Genomic DNA, 15,655 nt, shown 5'->3' on the forward strand with positions numbered 1-15,655 from the left:
CACCTCATACTTAATTAATAATTCTATGGTACTCAAAAAGACGTCTACGAAGTAGACGTCCAGTTATTTAGTGCTTACGTTTGTCGCAAGTTTTATCAATATAGGTGAGAAAACCAAGTTACATTTATACACAATCTGCAGCCTAATCTTCCAGACACTTAATTTGGATAGCAATATTTTAGCGACCAATCTTTGTATCTGTACCACTCAAGCGCTCAAAGAAGAGCCGGTGCTTTTGTGAAAATGTATCAATTAATAAGTCAACCAAAATTAAAAGGAGGATAAATGAGAGGGCCAAGACAGCTTTTTGAATGGTGACTAATTGTGAAACTGGCGCATATGCTGTCATATCCAGCAGGCGTCCTTGGATGCCAAAGGTGCCACCGATAATCCCATAGGCGATAATATTTCGCAGGATAATTTGTAGCCAGGTGGCATCTTGGCCAAATCGATTGGTGAGTCGCATGCCAACGATCCGCATGCCAAGCGTTTTTTGATGGGTAACTTCAGATCCAAAGATATAAATTGCGCCCACGATGAAGGTGATTAGCCAGTGGGGCTTGAGAAAGATGGTTAAAATGTCACTCAGGATGTAAATAATGATCCAATCTACTGTCAACGCGGTTCCCCGGCGAATGACCGAAATATTTTGACTTCTAGCAACGGCTGATTTTTCCACCTTCTGTTTATTCGGTAGGAAGCGCCCTAACCAGATGGCCAGACTACCACCCAGAAAGCCACCGAGGGTATTCAACATTAAATCATCGACATCGAATAGTCGATAGGGCCGTGGGTAAATTCCGTATAAGCCGGAAAATTGGGTTAATTCATAAAATAGTGATAGACAAAAGCTTAACAGGACGATTTGCTTCCAATTACGATTAAAGTAATACCGGAGATAAAAGCCAAACGGCAGGGTTAACAGCAGGTTGAAGGCCGGTTGGATCACCGTTGGCGCCTTCAGAGCAGCAATCCAAGTGCTTGGATGGGTCAAAGAAAAGGGATTATATTTCAAAAAGTAAGTCACAAATGTAAAAGGAATAAAATTGTGAGTCGGGGTGGTCAAATGAGCCACAAAACTTTTTGATGGCAAGGGTAGAATCGTCAAAAAATAAGCACAAAGCATATAGAATACAAATGTGTAAAGAATAAAAATATTCCATTTTGGTAATGCCCCGTAACGATGATAGTTAAACAGTAGAATTGGCAAGGTAATCATCAAGGCGATGATTGGGAAAAAATGGCAGCGGTGTAAATAACGTTGATATATTGTGACATGAAGTTCTCCTCAGTTGATGTTGAATGATTAATGGTTTGGAACGACCAATGCGCCGATGGCCAACGTGATTGACAAGGCGAGTATTAGAACCAATACGGTTATGTGGAATTTCTTGTGCATCACGAACAGCGCAAGGTACTCACGAATGACAGCGTTGGGCAGGAAATAAAGTGGTGTTGGAGCACCCAACCCGTAAGCCGCAATTTTTAATTGGTGAGCGAGAATGCCCGCCCGTAGAGTGTGGTAGTTGTTGGTGACAAAAACTTTCTTACTGGCGTCAGAGCCGCCATCATTTCTAATGACTTGTTCAGAAAATTGCATATTCTGTTTGGTGTTGACCGATCGATCCTCAACGAGGGTGTCAGCTTCAGGGATACCATGATCGATGGCATATTGCTGCATGGCTTTTCCTTCAGGGAGCTTTTCATCAGCCCCTTGGCCTCCGGAAAAGATCAGCTTGGCGCGTTTATGAGTTGTCTGGAGTTGAGTGTGATAGAAGTCAATTGCTGTGTTGATGCGATTGCCCAGTAGGCGACCAACTTTGTAGCCATCAATTAGACCACTTCCTAGAACAATAATGTAGTCCTTATCTTTTTTGGGAAAATACCAATGATACAGCAACATTGAGGTGATAGTATTCCAGACGGTGAGCAACACATAAAAGATGACATAGGTTAAAAACGACATCACACCTAATTGAATTGGTTCAGGAGCGTGAATTGGGTTGAAGAAGAGTAAAATATCGGCTAAGACAACCCCGATACCCACAATTAAGGTCAATGAGCTGCTGAGGCTGTGACCCTCACGTTTCCAAACGATAATGGCATTCCAAAATAAAAAAATAAAGCTCAGAACTAACCCCACAAAAACAATGGCCCCAATCAAAGCAACCAATAAGCCAAAAATGATTCCCAAGGCTTGGTTATTAAAGACTGAGATGAGCTGGACAAGTAAGACCAGCAGAGCCAAAAGTGAAAAGTTGGCTAACCACCCCAGCATGGATGTGTTTCGATTACGAATTAAATATGTACATAACGTTCCCGTGAGGATCAGGAAAATGATCAGAGTAGGAATTAGTACGACAGCCAAGGCAAACACCCCTTTCCGTTATTATATTTCAGTGATAGTGGTTAAGCAAAGAATTTTAAAGGTCGTCATAAAGCAGTGACCTGGTGTGAGTGTCATCAGATCAATGAGGCGGCTTAACTTAAAAAGTCATCCTAATTGCGTAGGATGACACTTATGTTGACAATTATACAGGAATTTGACCCTTAATGGTAATGGTCATGATCCCTAGCCAAAAATAAGACCTGGGCTGAAATAGACCAGGGTCCGTCGCTGCTTCAGTAATTTATAATTGTTGGCCCATTAAAAACCGTAAATCAATAATTTTGATTGTTTTTTTGAGCAATTCCAACTATTATACAGGTGGACGTGAAAGGAGGTGATTTCATGACCAAGATTTACGTCCGACCAGTTAACAAGGATCAAGACGTCAAGCTGTCGGATGGCCGCGAAGGTTATCTGCATATCGAGCGAGAGAACCACAGTTATCGATATGTCTTTAAATTTTCGGCTCACGCTCATCATAGTTTCTGGTATGAGGGTGTTCAGTTGCCAAACGGCTTGGAGGTCGAGGTTCACACGATTGACGGTCCGGAACGTTACAAGATTCTCGTTGGTTGATAAATTTATATATTATCGCATTGAACAATGCAGTCATATATAAGTTCATCAATGTCGATGACTTCAGCTTGCATGTTCAGATGAAGTCACCAGCTTATCGGTTTTGTCCTTGGTTTACGATTGAGCATCGCAAGCTGTCATTGGTTTGAGGACGATCGTAGGCCAAAAACTTGGTAACCCCCATAGCTGCACGTGGGGGTTACCGCCATTTGTAATTATTCATCCTCTGAAACGGCTAAGGCAAATCCAGATTTGTTTTAGCCGTTTCTTTTGGTTTGGGAAATGTTAGATTGTTAACACGTCTGGCTCAACACTAATCCTGCTTTCAAAGGTAGTCACTACCACTCAATTTCTTCAACCGGTTTCGGCTGATCATTTAGCTTATCTTGTTTAACCTGACCGTCACCAATTTCAATGATATGGTCGGCCATTGGCTTAATCATGCCATTATGGGTCACAATGATGACGTTTTTGTCAGTTTGATGGCTAAAATCCTGTAACAATTTCAAAATACTTTTGCCGGTTTTGTAATCAAGGGCGCCAGTGGGTTCATCACACAGTAATAATTCGGGGTTCTTGGCGATAGCCCGGGCAATGGCAACCCGTTGTTGTTCACCGCCGGAGAGTTGAGCTGGAAAATTATTCATTCGTTTGCCGAGGCCAACTTCCTGCATCACTTCGGCAACATCTAATGCGTCTGGAGAAATCTGTGAGGCCAGTTCAACATTTTCCAGCGCCGTTAAATTCGGGATCAGGTTATAGAATTGAAAGACAAAGCCAATTGAGTGGCGGCGATAGGTTGTTAATTGCTTACTGGTATCCGTTGAAATATCTTTGCCATTGACAATGATCTGGCCTTTAGTTGGCGTGTCCATGCCACCTAAGATATTGAGTAAGGTGGATTTGCCGGCCCCTGATGCCCCAACGATAATCGTCAACTCACCCTTAGCAATTTTGAAGTTAATATCATCGTTTGCCCGCACTTCTTGCTCACCACTGCCGTAAATTTTTGAAACGTGTTTGACGTCAATGTATGCCATTCTAGTTCCTCCTGCCTTATTTCTATACAGTAACTATAGCCTGTTTTTGAAATGAAAGACAACTACTTCTGAAATAAAGTTGGCTGAAAGCTTTTGCCAATTCCGTTATACTGATGAAATAAGTTTTCATCGAGGAGGAGGTCATAATGCCTGTGAAATGTGATAGTTTTCGGATTGTGGTTAGGAATGCTCATTCGGTAAGTGAGATATAATGAAATTGTTAGGGAGCGTGAAAACTATTATTAACAATATACTCTAATATGTTTTTATATGATATAATATATACGAGGTGAGTATACATGAAACCAAAAGAATTGGCTGAACGTATAGGGGTATCGGTTAAGACCTTGCAAAAATGGGATCGTCAAGGAAAACTCCCCGCTAAACGCACCGTCACGAACCGTCGTTATTATACTGAGGCCGATTATTTAAAAGCAATTGGAAAACCTACAGCCAACCGCCAAAATGTTATTTATGCTCGGGTATCAACCGCAGCGCAGAAGGATGATTTACGCGATCAGGTTAAGTTTCTTAGACAATATGTAAATGCAAAAGGGATCATCGTTGATCAAGTAATCACTGACGTCGGGAGTGGCCTAAATTATAAGCGCAAAAAGTGGAACCAATTGCTTGATGAAGTGATGCAATCCAAAGTCAACCAAATCTATATTGCCTATCCAGATCGCTTTACCCGGTTTGGCTTTGATTGGTTCCAACAGTTTTGTGCAAAATTTGGCACCGAAATTGTGGTGGTCAATAATGAGCAACTATCCCCCGAAGCCGAAGTTGTTCAGGATTTAATTTCAATTATTCATGTATTTTCCAGCCGTGTTTACGGACTGCGAAAATACCAAAAGAAAGTGAGTGACGATGATGACGTTAATCACTTACAAAATTGAAATTAAACCGACCAAGGAACAAACCTATCTAATTGATCGTCACATTGGCGTCAGTCGCTGGGCCTACAATTTTTTCTTAGAAATGAATCAACAACGCTACCAAGATGGCTATTGGTATATGGGAGCATATGAATTCTCCAAGTGGTTCAACAATGAGTATTTACCCATTAACCCAGATGATTTATGGATCAAAGATTACTATGCAAAATCAACTAAACAAGCGTTTATTGATGCCGATACAGCGATGAAACGTTTCTTTAAACACCAAAGTGAGTATCCTAAGTGGCGATCATATAAACGACATCAAGGGTCCTATTATTTCGTAAAAAACGGTGCCAAACAAGTTATTGCTTGTGAACGTCACCGCATTAAACTCCCAAAACTCGGTTGGGTGCGGTTCAAAGAAGATGGTTATTTACCAACGGACTTTGAGCATTACGTGATTAAATCTGGCCGGATTAAAGAACAATCTGGGCGTTATTATCTAACGTGTTTGGTTGAACAACCAGAACAACTCCATGAACTCTTGTTAGGTGATCCAATTGGGATTGATCTCGGGGTTAAAGAATTTGCCGTTATCGATGATGGCACTATTTATCGCAACCGGAACAAGGATCGTCAAGTTAAACGAATTCGAAAACGATTAAGACGCACACAACGAAAATTATCCCGTCAGTATATTGCATATAAAGCTCGCAAAATGAAAGAAGGAAGATCTGCTACTGATCTTAACCTAGCCAAAACAGAGCGGAAAGTGCAACGTCTGTATCAACGACTACACAACATTCAAGCCGATTATCAAAATCAAATTGTCGCTAACTTGGTGAGAACCAAACCGAATTGGGTGTCAATTGAGGATTTGAATGTTAAAGGCATGATCAAAAATCGCCATTTAGCCAAAGCAGTTAACCAACAAGGGTTCTATAATTTCAGAACTAAGCTGATTAACAAGTGCCAACAATTGGGAATCGCGGTCCATCTCGTGAATCGCTTTGAGCCCACATCAAAGATATGTCACCAATGTGGATACAAAAAAGTTAATTTATCATTGAGTGAACGCATTTATAGATGCCCTAATTGTGGCAACGTGACCGATCGCGATATTAATGCTGCGTTGAATATTAGAGATACTGACAACTTTGTTTTAGCCTACTAACCAGGCGACGAAGAATGTACCGGTGGCTAGCCGGGAATTTACGCTTGTGGACTATCATATCAACCATAGTAGAGAGCTTGTGTCGAGGTGGGATAGGATGAAGCAAGAAAAATCTGGATATACATTCAGGTATATTTTCAGTAGCAGGTGGGTTCGATTAAGTTAAGGACAAGGCAGATGGTGAAAAATGGTCTCCAGATCATGATTGGCGCATTGATTTATGCGATTGCTATCAACGATTTTTTAATTCCTCATCAAATTGGTGAGGGTGGCGTGACCGGTTTGACAACAATTGGATATTACGCATTACATATTTCCCCAGCTTATACAAACTTTGTTTTGAACGGTATTTTGATGCTGGTCGGGTTTCGGTATCTGGAAAAACACACGGTGTGGTATTCACTTTGGGCAGTGCTATGGATTTCGATTTTCTTAAAATTACCACCGTTGTTGAACTATCATACAAATCAAACCCTGATCCCGGCGATTGCTGGCGGTGTCTTGATGGGAATCGCGATGGGGATCATTTTTCGCGGTGAAGGAACCATTGCCGGCAGTACCATTCTCGCCAAAATTGTTAATCGCTACTTTGGCATGCAAAACGGCTCGGCGATGCTGATGTTTGATTTGTTGGTCGCGATTCCTTCCGGATTAATTATCGGTTTTCAAAATATGCTTTTGACCATTATTGAGTTGTCCGTTTCAGCCATTGTGCTGAACAAGCTCCTGGCGAGATTTGGTGCCCGTAAGGCGGTGACAATTATTTCGGCCCAGACTGATGAAGTGACCGCAGAGTTGTCAGCCGTTCTTCACCAGGGAATGACGTTGATTAAGGCCAAAGGGTATTACCATCAAGAAAAGCGACCGATGATTTACGTGATTTGCACGGATAAACAAGTGGCTCAAATTGTGCCATTGGTGTCAAGCGTGGATCCTGAAGCTTTCGTAGTAGTGGATAATGTTCATAGCGTCAAAGGTGAGGCTCTGGGGAAACTTTTATGATTCAATAAATAAGCTAAGATGACGTCTAGTTTGAGTTGGTTGTGCATCAACCTCTAACTGGAAGTGATCTTAGCTTGTTTTAGTATTTGGATTATGATGGGGAGATGTCATTTGTTATCTTGAAAAATATTTTCAAGATAACTCACTAATTGATCATAATGTGCTAGAATGATAAATTGTGAGCAAACGTCAAGAGACATAATGCTTTCATTCAGTGGTGAGGGCGTTAGAAAGATTCTTAAAAAGTCACGTGAATTCGCTTACATAATCGTGTATACTATCGGTATAGTTTCTGCATTTTCCTGTGGATACTATTAATATACCAATTAAGGGGGTGACTTCCAAAAAAGCGGTTCATTGGTATATAATCTTTATTTCTTAGGAGGCATAAATAGTGGGAACGTTAATTTTACCTTGGTGGGCAGCTTTACTAGGCTTAGCCCTTGCAATTATTTTGATTTTATGGAAGCTCAATCCGGTTTATTCATTGATGTTAGGGGCCATTATCGGCTGTCTGATTGGTGGCGATAATCTTGTTCAGACAATTAATGTCCTCATTCAAGGCTCTCAAAGTGTCATTGGGACGATCCTGCGAGTTATTGCTGCAGGGATGCTGGCTGGCGTCATGATGGAATCCGGTGCCGCGGATACGATTGCTCGGGCGATCGTTAATAAGCTTGGCGATCGACTGGCACTATTCAGTCTTGCCTTTGCGACAATGGTGATTACTGGGGTGGGTGTCTTCATCCCAGTTGCAGTTTTAATCGTTGCCCCAATTGCGCTTGAAGTTGGTGAACGGATGCACATTTCAAAGCTGGCCTTGTTAGTCGCTCTATCTGGTGGTGGAAAGGCTGGAAATGTGATTTCACCTAATCCCAATACGATTGCTGCGGCAAAGGGCTTTGGCTTGGAATTAAGCCAAGTGATGATTGCCGACTTTATTCCAGCAGTCGTTGGTTTGATTGTGGCGGTCTTGGTTGCCTCACTATTACGAAACAAGGGATCTAAAGTCTTGGACACCGATTTGGCAAATCTGACTCAAGAGACCAATGTCAAAGATCTGCCATCCTTGGGATCTTCGTTGGTTACACCAGTTCTGGCAATTATTTTACTTTTGCTCAATCCAATTGGCTCCATTTTTCACGTTGGCTTTTTAACAAAATTAAACTTGGATGCGATGTACGTCCTACCGATCGCCGCAATTATCGGCGCCTTGGCAATGAAAAAGGGGACGCATCTCAAGTCATACGCCCAATCAGGAATTACTCGAATGACTGACGTGGTAATGATTCTGTTGGGTGCCGGAATGATTGGTGCCTTGATTACGTCATCTAGTTTACCAACCGAGATTATCAGCCTGATTAAGGTGAGTCACGTTTCGGGTGTCTTTCTTGCCCCAATTTCAGGAATCCTAATGGCCGCAGCAGCCGCCTCGACTTCAACTGGGGTTATCCTGGCAACTGGCTCATTTAGTAAAGCAATTCTCGGCTTCGGAGTGAGTCCACTGGCCGCCGCAGCAATGGTTCACACCGGAGCGACGGTGATTGATCATTTACCACATGGAAATTATTTCCACGTTACGGCTAACGCGATGCACATGGAAATCAAAGAACGTTCTCGTTCGATCGTATACGAATCAATGGTTGGACTTTCAATGACGATTGTCGCAACGGTGATGTATGGCTTCTTCTAAAACTGCTGACATACAAGCAGTTTTGACGAGGTCATTCTGATTCAGGAAGAACCAGCTTTAGATGAATGAGTTTAAGAACTTGCAGGAGGAAAAGTATGAAATTTGTGATCGCACCTGATTCATTTAAGGGCGGCTTAACTGCTAAACAAGCTGCTGAAGCAATGAAAACCGGCCTTGCCCGCGTGTATCCCAATGCAGATTACACGCTGGTGCCAATGGCTGATGGTGGTGAGGGAACCGTTCAATCCTTAGTTGATGCTACTCACGGCAAGCTGTTTACGGAAAAAGTGACTGGGCCATTGAAAAATCAAGTTGATGCCAAATTTGGCATTCTTGGTGACGGCAAGACCGGGGTCATCGAAATGTCCCAAGCCAGTGGGATTCAATTTGTTGATGAGAAGACTCACAATCCGTTAATTGCAACGACTTTTGGAACTGGAGAATTAATTTTAAAGGCGCTCGACCATGGAATCACTAAGTTGATTTTAGGGATTGGCGGCAGTGCAACCAATGATGGCGGCGCTGGCATGGCCCAAGCGATTGGGGTTCGTCTGCTTGATCAACAAGATAATGAGATTGAAGTCGGCGGTGGCAGCCTTGATCAGCTGGCAAGAATTGACACGACAAAAGTTGACCCACGGATTAAAAATTTAGAAATTTTGATTGCTTCTGATGTGACCAACCCATTAGTTGGTGATAATGGGGCTTCTGCCGTGTTTGGACCGCAAAAGGGTGCCACCCCAGAGATGGTGAAAATACTTGATCACAATCTGCGACATTATGCAGCTATTATTCAGCGAGACCTTGATAAGGATTTGGCCAATTATCCTGGTGCTGGTGCTGCTGGTGGTTTAGGGGCAGGTCTGTTGGCATTTACGAATTCCACGATGGAAAAAGGCGTGGACATTGTGGTTGAATATAGTGGCCTTAAAGAAAAAGCTCAAGGGGCGGATTTTGTCTTCACCGGTGAAGGCGGGATTGATTTCCAAACCAAATTCGGTAAAACCCCATATGGCGTCGCCTTAGCAACTAAACAGGTGGCGCCTCAAGCACCCGTTGTAGTGATTGCCGGCAGTGTCGGGGATGGCATCAATGAACTGTATGCTGATAAATCAATCGACGCAATTTTTACCAGCGTGGCGGGGGTTAAAACCTTGCAGGATGCCTTGGATACTGCAACCCACGATGTTGCTCAGGTGACGGAAAATATTGCAAGGTTGATTAAGAAGACGTTGGCGAAGTAGTCAATCGTTCACTAATTGAATGGATGTTACACGTGAAACAACAATAAAACTAAATCATCGTACAAAAGTAAAAATCTGACAATAAAAAGACGGCCTTTTGATAAAAGGCCGCCTTTTTGTGTGGACAGTTGTGCTAATCACGCTAATATGTTCAACTATCTACCGCATTGAAAATGATTATCAATAGTTTCAATCAAATCATGTCAGATCGTGGGTCAGACCTGCAATTAATCTGGTCGTAATCGACCAGCTAAGTGGTATTTCGGTGGTTGGAGATCCCGATCAGGCCGCCGTTTGAGTGAAAGTCGATTATTTCAACTCAATGTACGATGATTGATTTAATTGAACTCCCGCGTTAAATATTGCTAACCATCAGCGCGGATAGTTGATTCGAACAAGTTCCCTCAGAACTTTGAGACTATAGGACCCCCGCTTTAAAGCTGAATATGATAAGTGTATGCAGTACAGCAAGATTCAAAGTGCGATTAGCTGGATACCTAAATCTCCACCCTCTCATTATAAACTATTGTGAAATAGTAAACAATGTCCATTTTTGGCATAACTTGAGAGTATTCAAACATCAGATTAATTGTGGCCGGATTATTCTATAGGATTCCAAGTCTTAAAGTTGGATTCTCACCTACTACGTTAAGAGCAAAACAAAAAAGTTGGAAATGCATAAAGAAACGTCACCTCCGTTATCTATTTATAACAGAAGTGACGTTTGCTTTATTTATTAGGTAAATGTGATTCATTACCGGCTCCAACGCCAAGCCATCACGATATCCAGGATCGACATGACCACTAAGGTTGCCCCGAAGAATTGGAGAACCACCAACACAGTGCCGAATGGGTTAAACATCAGCATGATGCCCACTAAGACCAACAAAATCCCATACAGGCTATTCGGAAAAGGCGAAACATTCACGTATTCACGATGCTGTTGAATGCCGTCAACTGTTTTGGAGATGCCCATGATAACCAGCGTCAGGCCAACAATAAATGGCAAAAAGGCAAGCAATGGTTTCGCAAATATCCAAATGATCAAGGCGATAATTAGTTGCGAGACGCCCACTGTCAGGCTGTAGCTGGTGATATCATCGTGGGATCGCTGCCACCAGCCAGAGATCAAGTTGATAATGCCAAACACCGCGAAAAAGACTGCTAATATGATAATAAAAATGTTCAAAGTTTCATGTGGTTCAAACAGGAACAGTAGGCCAAAAATGATATAAGCCAAACTTTTGAGCCAAACATAATTTCTAATTTGATTGATAAATGAGTACATACGATCTCCCCCAACTTATTACTGTCTTCATGATACGAGAAATGTGATCAAAACAACAGTAATTAGTAACAGGTTATCAGATTTTTTGGTGGGTCTTAAAATCGAATATTGGAATCACAAGCAGGGACAGAAATGGTAACCAAATTAAGTTGGCATAAACACTTAGGAAAGCGTGGTTTAAATGAGCCTTCAATTGCTGTTTAATCCGAGCAATGAGCGTTTTTAACTGGTGATCCAAGTCATTTTCTTTTCTAGTAATCGTTTGGTTAACTGTGGCCGAGACATTCTTTAAAACTTGTGATTTCAGTTTGGCCGGAATTGCTTTTACCGGTAACTTTTCCTTTGTAGCGATTAGCGCTAATTCATGACCGTTACTTTGACTAATAAGGGCCGACCGCTTAGCCTGTGATATTTTGGCACCTTTGAATTTCAAGCTCCCCTTTACTTTTGTGACGTTAGTACTGTTGGGATTGAGCTTTGAATGAATTTTACGTTGCAATTTTGATTTCAGGGCTGCTGTAGAATTGAGCATGCTAATTTGTGACTCACCATAGTTTAGCGTTCGTTGCTTAGCTGTATCAATGTTAGTTGATAAGACAGTCATAAAGACTGCAATCGCCAGGACCATTCCCACTTGACGTAAGACGTTAGCGACACTTTGCGAGGCCGTTAAAATTGAGCCATGGAAGTCGGCGACTGCGAGAATGTTGGCAGTGGCAGCAACTAGGCCATAACCAACCCCGAGCAAAATTGCGGCGATGATCAGCTGATTGTAATTTTGACTTAAATCCATATTGGCGAGTAAATAATAACTAATCCCAATTAGTGTAAACCCTAAGCCAATCAGCAATTTATTATTGATTTTCTTGACTAATAATGACGTGATGATAACCGAGAACATCACGGCCACTGAATAAGGGGTAATGAGTAATGCAGCCCCGAGTTCACTTTGCCCATGTACCCTGGTTAGAAAAGTTGGGATGAGGACTGCCATACCGCCTAAGAAGAAATTACAGAGTACTAGTGAGATGCTGGCACCATTGAAATTTCGGCTGTGAAATAAATTCATGTTAATCATTGGCAGCTTTAGTTTGCGTTCCAATAAGATAAAGAGTGGAAGTGAGACAAATGCAGTTGCAAATAAGCCTAAAATGATTGGCGAGTCCCAGCCCCATGTGTTTCCTTTGATCAAACCAAGTGAAAGCGAAAATAACATGACAACACTTAACAAGGCACCAGTCCAATCAATTGGTGCTGATTGGGTTTGCTCGTGGCGCAGTGATAGGACCATTGGAAAAACAATCAAATCGATGACGATCAATGGCACATTGATGAAGAAAACCCAACGCCAGCCCCAATATTGAGCTACAAAGCCGCCGATACTTGGTCCTAAGGCGACCGCCAGTCCTTGAACACCCGCCAAAGCCGCCACAATCTTATTGCGATTTTGTTGGTTACTGAGTTCGAGGCCGATGACCATACTGGTCGGGATGATCATGGCGGCACCGATACTTTGGATTCCTCGGGCAACTAACATGAAAGAAAGATTGGTGGAAATACCAGACAATAAGGAGCCGCCAGCGAAGATAATCAAGCCGGTAAAGACAAACTTATTGCGACCAAACTTTTCCGCAAGTCGACCAAATGGGATGATAAATGAAGCAAAAACGATTGTATAAACGTTTAACGTCCAAGATAAATTTGTCAGACTTTCATTAAAAGCGGTTTGAATTTCGGGCAGCACGATTGTCATAATGGAAACATCCATCATACACAAGAGGTTACCGATTAATAATACTGGTAATACATATTTAATTTTATTCATTGTTATAATTGCCTCCTGAATTGAATAGGCAATTATATTTGCGCAAATATAATTTGTCACACAAGTAGCTTATGTTCACACGTGTGACATTCAACCTGGTTTTTAGTATACTGGCATTGATACGAAAACACTAGGGTATTTGACAAAGTGCTACAAAACTCAAAATCTGTGACAGGAGAAGACGAATGAACGGTAAGCAAAGAATTGCGAAACAATCAAAAGAATGGCTCACAACTGCTTTTTTTGAATTATTGAAAAGGCAACCATATGGGGAAATTACCGTTAAAGATATCTCAGAGCAGGCCCAATTATCCCGGCGAACTTTTTATCGTTCGTTTAAGGACAAAGAGGACCTACTGGACGATTATGGCAATCGAATGATTCACGCCTACTTGGCAAGGTTAACCAATTTATCAAGGGCTAATATGGATTTTGAGCAGGTATTAACAACTTTCTTTTCGTTTTGGTATGAACAGCGAAATGAAATTCGACTGTTAATTAAGCAGAACTTATTTATGGTTCTGCTGGCCAAATTAAGTCCGCAAGCAACGAAACTTTACGACGTTTTTCAAGCTCCCTGGCATATTGAAGGAACTAAACGGGAAATTTCCTACGTCATGAGCTTTTCATTTGGTGGGTTCTGGAACATCTTGAATATGTGGTTAATTGAAGAGAATCCAGATTCCCCCAAAGAGGTTGCCCATACCTTATTAATCGCATTGAAAAAAATGAACTACGAGGAGTAGTAGATAATGAAATATCCGAATACACACCTAGCTCGCTTCATCGATCGGCCAAATCGATTTATTTCCCATTGTCGTTTGGCAACCACCGGTGAAGTTGTGGTCGCCCATGTTAAAAATACTGGCCGGACAACCATTCTGCAGCCAGGAGTGACAGTTGCGTTAGTTGAGAATCATAACCCTGCTCGAAAAACTCAGTATGATTTGGTGGCCGCCAAGAAATATGACCTGGAATGGATTAATATTGATTCTCAAGCACCCAATAAGTTGGTTAAAATAGGCCTTGAAAGCAATGATATTCAATTGCCTGATATTAAGCGAATCACCAGCGTTACGCCAGAAGTCACTTATTTGGATTCACGATTGGATTTTTCTGGGATGGCGGCTGGCAATTGTCCGTTCTTTCTTGAAGTTAAAGGCGTTACCTTAGCCAATCAAGGGATTGCCGCCTTCCCAGATGCCCCAACCACTCGGGGGTTGAAGCACGTGCAAACTTTGGAGCGGGCAATTAACGATGGTTATCTGGCCTATTTATTGTTTGTCATCCAAATGGAAAAGATCAAAGTTGTCACGATTGAGCGGGCTATTTTTGAACCACTAGCATTGGAAATTGGTCGGGCTCAGAAAAAGGGCGTTCACGTGGTGGCCTATGACTGCAATGTCCAACCAGGTGAATTAACGTTAAATCAGCCGGTTCCCTTTGATCTTAATCAGCAATTTGTCAGTGATGGGCTGCCATCGTCGATTGGTCTAAGAGGGAATCTAGCCGATAGTTGATGGTAGTTCCTTTAAAGGAAACAATTTGAAAATCATTTAATCGAGCGTTGCTAGCCAGTCATTATATTTATTCACATCAAATTCAGAAAACTCATTGACGGCAGGAAACGTTGGCGAGCCTTCACCAGCTTCTTTCTGTGCAAAAAAATCAGGGCAATCATTTTGGCTGAACGGTATAAATAGGCGTTACAACATCTGTCATGAGTGATCGATGTTGTAACGCCGTTTTGCTAGTTATTAATTTCAAAAACTCTTTCTGCTAGTTTGTAGAACGTATAATTCAGCCAATACTTGAAACGAGGCTCTTAATCTAATTCGAAAACCAGCCTAATCCGTTATATAATGAAAGCGGTAACTAATCCGAAAAATCAAATCAATTATGTAGAAATGGAAGGAATTCATAATGGCTCACGCATCAGAACAAAAGTTAATCAACTTATTTCAAGGTAGAACAGAAAATGATGTCATTCCGCTCATCAAGGAAGCCGCAGTTGCACCAGCTGACGGCAATCGGTTGGCAATCGACGTCGTCCCAGTTTTGAAACGGTTAGGATTTCATGTCTTTAAAGAGCTGGGTGGCGCGACCATTTACTCAAAGCCCGAATGGGATTTAACCTGTATTGTCACCCATGCCGGCTACACACTAACATATCCGGAAAAAATGAATGAGATGGTTAAGACGTTTGAAGTTCCTGGCTTCAAAATGTTGGCGAAACAAATTCAAATTGATCATCTCTGCCACTATTGTTGGGTGGGCGAACCGGAGGACGTGCGAATTGTCGACCGGTTCTTTAACCATAATTCGGTGACGGCACGCTATCGAGTCGTTAATAGGGAATTGTTTAAATAAACGAGGGTGGGACATTAGTCATTTTCAGTTTGTAATGACAACTTTGATCACCACTTTTATATTGTAGAAAGCTGCGACAAACGGCAGATCTCTGCCATTTAACGAAAAAATGCGATCATTCCAAAATGAACTGAACCCCTTGAATTGGAGAAATCTAATTCAAGGGGTTTTAT

14 protein-coding genes are annotated in these 15,655 nt (G+C 41.9%); 9 read left to right on the top strand and 5 right to left on the bottom strand.

What is annotated here, in order from left to right:
- Window positions 1-178 precede the first annotated feature (178 nt).
- Both KTE19_RS10035 and KTE19_RS10040 read right to left on the bottom strand, forming a co-directional pair.
- Window positions 179-1,093, bottom strand: coding sequence for a VanZ family protein (locus KTE19_RS10035; RefSeq protein WP_249778527.1), 915 nt, complete (start codon window positions 1,091-1,093; stop codon window positions 179-181).
- A gap of 213 nt (window positions 1,094-1,306) precedes the next feature.
- Window positions 1,307-2,368 (bottom strand): YdcF family protein, encoded by a 1,062-nt coding sequence (locus KTE19_RS10040; protein ID WP_249778528.1) that lies wholly within the window; start codon window positions 2,366-2,368, stop codon window positions 1,307-1,309.
- A gap of 363 nt (window positions 2,369-2,731) precedes the next feature.
- On the opposite strand from KTE19_RS10040, the gene KTE19_RS10045 reads away from it, so the two are divergent.
- Window positions 2,732-2,965: a hypothetical protein gene (locus tag KTE19_RS10045; protein ID WP_217165378.1), complete on the top strand. Its 234-nt coding sequence runs from the start codon at window positions 2,732-2,734 to the stop codon at window positions 2,963-2,965.
- Window positions 2,966-3,303: 338 nt separating this feature from the next.
- Here the strand turns inward: KTE19_RS10045 and KTE19_RS10050 are convergent, their stop codons facing one another.
- Window positions 3,304-4,005 (bottom strand): ABC transporter ATP-binding protein, encoded by a 702-nt coding sequence (locus tag KTE19_RS10050; RefSeq protein ID WP_217165380.1) that lies wholly within the window; start codon window positions 4,003-4,005, stop codon window positions 3,304-3,306.
- 299 nt (window positions 4,006-4,304) lie between these two features.
- Here KTE19_RS10050 and KTE19_RS10055 point away from each other — a divergent pair, with 299 nt between their 5' ends.
- The 5 genes from KTE19_RS10055 (at window position 4,305) to KTE19_RS10075 (ending at window position 9,999) form a co-directional block, all read left to right on the top strand.
- Entirely contained in the window at window positions 4,305-4,904 is a 600-nt protein-coding gene (locus tag KTE19_RS10055; RefSeq protein ID WP_217342209.1) for an IS607 family transposase, read from the top strand.
- Entirely contained in the window at window positions 4,876-6,060 is a 1,185-nt protein-coding gene (locus KTE19_RS10060) for an RNA-guided endonuclease InsQ/TnpB family protein (protein ID WP_249778532.1), read from the top strand. Before KTE19_RS10055 ends, KTE19_RS10060 begins: the two co-directional genes overlap by 29 nt.
- Before the next feature lie 177 nt (window positions 6,061-6,237).
- Window positions 6,238-7,062: a YitT family protein gene (locus KTE19_RS10065; RefSeq protein WP_217165184.1), complete on the top strand. Its 825-nt coding sequence runs from the start codon at window positions 6,238-6,240 to the stop codon at window positions 7,060-7,062.
- A gap of 394 nt (window positions 7,063-7,456) precedes the next feature.
- Window positions 7,457-8,755: a GntP family permease gene (locus KTE19_RS10070; RefSeq protein ID WP_289427149.1), complete on the top strand. Its 1,299-nt coding sequence runs from the start codon at window positions 7,457-7,459 to the stop codon at window positions 8,753-8,755.
- A gap of 95 nt (window positions 8,756-8,850) precedes the next feature.
- Window positions 8,851-9,999, top strand: a complete 1,149-nt coding sequence (locus tag KTE19_RS10075; RefSeq protein WP_217165182.1) for a glycerate kinase family protein — start codon at window positions 8,851-8,853, stop codon at window positions 9,997-9,999.
- 754 nt (window positions 10,000-10,753) lie between these two features.
- On the opposite strand, the gene KTE19_RS10080 is transcribed toward KTE19_RS10075, so the two are convergent.
- On the bottom strand, window positions 10,754-11,287 hold the full coding sequence (locus KTE19_RS10080) for an HdeD family acid-resistance protein (protein ID WP_217342210.1): 534 nt from the start codon (window positions 11,285-11,287) through the stop codon (window positions 10,754-10,756).
- Window positions 11,288-11,363: 76 nt separating this feature from the next.
- Window positions 11,364-13,112: an MFS transporter gene (locus tag KTE19_RS10085; RefSeq protein ID WP_217342211.1), complete on the bottom strand. Its 1,749-nt coding sequence runs from the start codon at window positions 13,110-13,112 to the stop codon at window positions 11,364-11,366.
- Between the two features lie 185 nt (window positions 13,113-13,297).
- On the opposite strand from KTE19_RS10085, the gene KTE19_RS10090 reads away from it, so the two are divergent.
- The 3 genes from KTE19_RS10090 to KTE19_RS10100 all read left to right on the top strand — a co-directional run bounded on the left by KTE19_RS10090 (window position 13,298) and on the right by KTE19_RS10100 (window position 15,482).
- Window positions 13,298-13,858: a TetR/AcrR family transcriptional regulator gene (locus KTE19_RS10090; RefSeq protein WP_217342212.1), complete on the top strand. Its 561-nt coding sequence runs from the start codon at window positions 13,298-13,300 to the stop codon at window positions 13,856-13,858.
- A gap of 6 nt (window positions 13,859-13,864) precedes the next feature.
- Window positions 13,865-14,632, top strand: coding sequence for a DNA/RNA nuclease SfsA (sfsA, locus tag KTE19_RS10095; protein WP_217165174.1), 768 nt, complete (start codon window positions 13,865-13,867; stop codon window positions 14,630-14,632).
- A 403-nt stretch (window positions 14,633-15,035) separates the two neighbouring features.
- Window positions 15,036-15,482 (top strand): hypothetical protein, encoded by a 447-nt coding sequence (locus tag KTE19_RS10100; protein ID WP_217342213.1) that lies wholly within the window; start codon window positions 15,036-15,038, stop codon window positions 15,480-15,482.
- Window positions 15,483-15,655 lie beyond the last annotated feature (173 nt).

The sequence above is a fragment of the Lentilactobacillus dabitei genome (genome assembly GCF_019061365.1).
Taxonomy (GTDB): Bacteria; Bacillota; Bacilli; order Lactobacillales; family Lactobacillaceae; genus Lentilactobacillus; species Lentilactobacillus dabitei.

Coding starts and splice junctions, on each gene's coding strand:
- KTE19_RS10045 (WP_217165378.1), top strand. CDS start 2,732: ATGACCAAGATTTACGTCCGACCAGTTAACAAGGATCAAGACGTCAAG.
- KTE19_RS10050 (WP_217165380.1), bottom strand. CDS start 4,005: ATGGCATACATTGACGTCAAACACGTTTCAAAAATTTACGGCAGTGGT.
- KTE19_RS10055 (WP_217342209.1), top strand. CDS start 4,305: ATGAAACCAAAAGAATTGGCTGAACGTATAGGGGTATCGGTTAAGACC.
- KTE19_RS10060 (WP_249778532.1), top strand. CDS start 4,876: ATGATGACGTTAATCACTTACAAAATTGAAATTAAACCGACCAAGGAA.
- KTE19_RS10065 (WP_217165184.1), top strand. CDS start 6,238: ATGGTGAAAAATGGTCTCCAGATCATGATTGGCGCATTGATTTATGCG.
- KTE19_RS10075 (WP_217165182.1), top strand. CDS start 8,851: ATGAAATTTGTGATCGCACCTGATTCATTTAAGGGCGGCTTAACTGCT.
- KTE19_RS10080 (WP_217342210.1), bottom strand. CDS start 11,287: ATGTACTCATTTATCAATCAAATTAGAAATTATGTTTGGCTCAAAAGT.
- KTE19_RS10085 (WP_217342211.1), bottom strand. CDS start 13,112: ATGAATAAAATTAAATATGTATTACCAGTATTATTAATCGGTAACCTC.
- KTE19_RS10090 (WP_217342212.1), top strand. CDS start 13,298: ATGAACGGTAAGCAAAGAATTGCGAAACAATCAAAAGAATGGCTCACA.
- sfsA (WP_217165174.1), top strand. CDS start 13,865: ATGAAATATCCGAATACACACCTAGCTCGCTTCATCGATCGGCCAAAT.
- KTE19_RS10100 (WP_217342213.1), top strand. CDS start 15,036: ATGGCTCACGCATCAGAACAAAAGTTAATCAACTTATTTCAAGGTAGA.